Genomic DNA, 679 nt, shown 5'->3' with positions numbered 1-679 from the left:
GCTCCATCCAGCACATAAAGGCCTTCACTGGTCACCACAAAATCTGTCACTAGCGTTACTGAAAGATCTTCATAGCGATAGGCACTCGAACGATGTAAGGTTGCAATATCGACAGCAATGATGTGACCATTTACATAATCCGCGACCAATAGCCTTTCGCCCACTTCATCTAAACTAAAGCTTGTCACACTCCCTACAACCACACCGGTTCCAACACCTGCCCCTAATAGCTGGCGTTTAACTTCTGTCGTAGGGTCATAGGAATAAATTTCATTATTGGTACCATAATAAACAAGCCCATCTTCTGCCACAACTAAACCGCTGGCGCCCGCACCGTTACCGCCCTCAATATTAATGAGCGTAGTACGATCACCACTATCCAGATCAATAGAAAACAATTTTGAGGGAGCATTTCCTTGATCATCGAGCACTAAAAGCGCGTCTCCGCTTAATGCAAGATCTCGGGGAAACTGTAGGGGGCCACCATCCCCGACACCTGCTTTGACAGGAACGGTGCGGGTACCGGAATCCAAATCAACTGCATATACAGTATTTACACCGTCATCCCCAACCCAAATTCGATTACCAGAAAGATCAAATACTGCAGATCGGGGCTGATCAAAAGGCGAATCCAGATTGTCAACGCCTTCACTAAAGTAACTTACGGTACTATCAGCCA

At 46.4% G+C, this 679-nt stretch carries 1 protein-coding gene; it reads right to left on the bottom strand.

The features are described from left to right. Window positions 1-679 (bottom strand): NHL repeat-containing protein (locus tag ACFQEU_RS17195; RefSeq protein ID WP_379784124.1); only part of this gene is annotated, 679 nt, incomplete at both ends.

Origin of the sequence: Halorubrum tibetense (genome assembly GCF_042661865.1) — an archaeon.
Lineage (GTDB): Archaea > Halobacteriota > Halobacteria > Halobacteriales > Haloferacaceae > Halorubrum > Halorubrum tibetense.
Note: the sequence above shows the minus strand (reverse complement) of the source record. Positions and strands in the feature narration are given on the sequence as shown.